1 protein-coding gene is annotated in these 277 nt (G+C 41.5%); it reads right to left on the reverse strand.

The window, feature by feature from the left end:
- Positions 1–152: 152 nt before the first annotated feature.
- On the reverse strand, positions 153–272 hold the full coding sequence (locus tag B4920_RS31110; protein WP_368664742.1) for a pilus assembly protein PilP: 120 nt from the start codon (positions 270–272) through the stop codon (positions 153–155).
- Between the last annotated feature and the right edge of the window lie 5 nt (positions 273–277).

A 277-nucleotide genomic window follows, 5' to 3' on the forward strand; every position in this document is an offset into this window, starting at 1 on the left:
ACATCCATTAGCCGATTTGCCGCAAAGCTCGATGGCAAAAATCCAAATAGTAATGCGATCCCAATAACAGACTTAACTAAGCCTGAAGATAAAAACGATAACGGGATTTTTATCGCGGCAGAAGATTTCATTGTTCCCTCATCCTTCGCTTGTTATTTTCCAGAAAGTTCGATGTTGTTTGTGCGCTCTGACCAACAACCCGTACCATCTGGAATTAATTCTACAACTTCCACATTCTGTGGAGTCACTTTCGCTATACGTCCGTTAAACAACCCTA

The organism is Zoogloea sp. LCSB751 (assembly GCF_002028455.1).
GTDB lineage: Bacteria > Pseudomonadota > Gammaproteobacteria > Burkholderiales > Rhodocyclaceae > Zoogloea.